Source organism: Flavobacterium saliperosum (genome assembly GCF_900100625.1).
Lineage (GTDB): Bacteria > Bacteroidota > Bacteroidia > Flavobacteriales > Flavobacteriaceae > Flavobacterium > Flavobacterium saliperosum.
Genome location: NZ_FMTY01000016.1, coordinates 1 through 2,676 on the forward strand (window position 1 = coordinate 1; position 2,676 = coordinate 2,676).

Below are 2,676 nucleotides of genomic sequence, written 5' to 3' on the forward strand. Positions count from 1 at the left end.
ACAAGATTGGTCCGGTGGAAGAGAACAACGTTTACGGTGATTTCTCGTACACTTTAAATTTAGGAGATTCGCACAAGCTGGCTTTCGGATTGAAGGCGGGTGCGACGTTCCATAATGTAGGTTTGTTCAGCGATGTGTACAATAATGTACCGGATGCGGACGACCCGGCGTTTTCGGAGAACACGAGCAATACGTTTTTAAACATCGGAACGGGATTGTTTTTCTATAGTGACAAATACTATATCGGCGCTTCGGTACCGAATTTACTGAAATCGAAACACCTTGACTTTAACGGCAGGGAGTTCGGATCGGAAGCGTCCCACTATTTTGTAACGGGAGGTTATGTTTTTGACATCAGCGAGAACATGAAATTAAAACCGTTTGCGATGGTAAAAACGGCTTTCAATGCCCCGGTATCGGTAGACGCATCGTTAAACACGTTGTTGTTCAATAAGTTTGAAGCGGGAGTAACCTATCGTTTGGAAGACTCTTTCGGCGCGATGGTGAACTTCGCCGTTACCCCAACATTAAGAGTAGGGTATGCTTACGATTATATCGTATCGGATTTATCGGCAAAAACCAGAGCTTCTCACGAGTTCATGTTGTTGTACGATATCAATTTCTACAAGAAAGCATCCACTTCACCACGATTTTTCTAATTTAACAGCGACAGTAAGACATGAAGAAAACCTATATCACTCTAAGTTTTGTATTCGCTGGTTTGACCCTATCAGCGCAAAACAAAGACACGCAAACGGCCGACAAGCTGTATAATCGTTACGAATATATCGATGCAGCGGAAGCCTATCTGAAATTGGTGAGCAACAACAAAGCCGACAATTACGTTTACCGCCAATTGGCCGACAGCTACTACAATGTTTTCAACACCGTTGAAGCGGCCAAATGGTACGCCAAGGCAACGGAGGAGAAGCAGGATGCCGAAATTTACTACCGTTATGCGCAAATGCTCAAATCCAACGCACAGTATGAGGAAGCCAACAGGCAAATGCAAACCTTTGCCGCTTTGGCACCTAACGATCAGCGCGCAATCGCCTTTAAGAAAGAGCCGAATTATATTCCAAGATTAACCGATCAGCAAAAAATGTTTGATTTCCAGACGATGGACATCAACAGTGACAAATCGGATTTTGGTGCGGTATTAACCAACGACAATACGCTGTATTTCGCTTCGGCGCGAAACACCTCGAGAAAAAACTACGGATGGACCGACGAGCCTTATCTGGACTTGTACAAAGCCACCCGTAATGCCGACGGTACGTACAGCAAACCCACCGAAGCGGAAGGACTGAACAGCAAATGGCATGACGGCCCCGCTGTGGTAACCGCCGACGGGAACACGATGTATTTTTCCAGCGAGACTTTCCGGGACAAGATCTTTGATAAAGACAAGGAGAAAAAAGTGAAATTCGGAAACGTGGGCTTGTTCAAAGCGACCAAGACCGATGGCAAATGGGGGAACATCCAAGCCTTGCCATTCAACAATAAAGATTACAATGTAGGGAATCCGAGTTTGTCCAAAGACGGCAAAACCTTGTACTTCTCCTCCGATATGCCGGGTACCCTTGGTGGTTCGGACATCTGGAAAGTACAAATCACGGGGGACAATACTTACGATTCACCGGAGAATTTAGGGGATAAGATCAATACCGAAGGCAGAGAGAACTTCCCTTTTATTACAGACGACAACAAACTGTACTTCTCTTCCGACTCGAAACAGGGTTTTGGCGGATTGGATGTGTTTGTGGTTGACCTTGAGAAAGGCACCGAGATGAAGAATGTCGGAAAACCGGTCAACTCGGAGAAAGATGATTTTGCATTTTCCTTCCACAAAGACCAGAATGTTGGTTTCTTCTCGAGTAACCGCGGCGGACAGGACGATATCTACATGGCCATTCCGGTATGTGGGGTACAGTTGATTACGACGGTTAAAAACGCGAAGACGGGGGAAATCCTTTCCGGAGCTGCGGTTGCCATTTTGGATGACCGAAACAACGTGATTGAAACCAAAACCACCGCAGCGGACGGCTTGACGACTTACGCTACGGAATGTGACAAGGTTTATACGCTACAGGTGTCGAAAGACGGCTTTGTAAGTAAGACCATTGCAGTAGACAAGTCCAAAGGCGGTGAAATGCCAATCGTGGCGGAATTGGATCCTATTGACGTTATCATCACGGAAACGGAAGTGATCCTAAACGATATCTTCTTCGAATTCAACAAAAGCAACATTACCAAACAAGGGGCGTTTGAGTTAGACAAACTGGTTCAGGTAATGAAGAACAACACGAACATGGTGATTATGGTGAAATCGCACACGGACAACCGTGGGACGGACAGTTTCAATATGAACTTATCCGATCGTCGCGCCAAAGCTACGGTGCAGTACGTGATCTCGAAAGGGATTGCCAAAGAGCGCATCGAAGGCAAAGGCTACGGCGAGAGCGAGCCGAAAGTACAATGCACCAAATGTTCGGAAGAGGAGCATGCTAAAAACAGACGTTCCGAATTCATGATTGTGAAGAAATAAGCAATTTGAAAACACAAATAAAAAAAGCGTTCCGTAACAGGAGCGCTTTTTTTATGCTATAACCGGAATCAATTATCGGACTGGTACCACTCGGCAAACGAGGATTCGGTTTCCTGGAGTTTTAGTGA

The 2,676-nt window shown here is 45.7% G+C and carries 2 protein-coding genes; both read left to right on the forward strand.

The genetic code is table 11. From position 1 onward, the window contains the following. The coding region (locus tag BLQ05_RS13525; protein ID WP_074460158.1) for a PorP/SprF family type IX secretion system membrane protein at positions 1-659 on the forward strand (659 nt) is incomplete at its 5' end. Positions 660-679: 20 nt separating this feature from the next. Then, positions 680-2,548 (forward strand): OmpA family protein, encoded by a 1,869-nt coding sequence (locus tag BLQ05_RS13530; RefSeq protein WP_023577696.1) that lies wholly within the window; start codon positions 680-682, stop codon positions 2,546-2,548. Positions 2,549-2,676 lie beyond the last annotated feature (128 nt).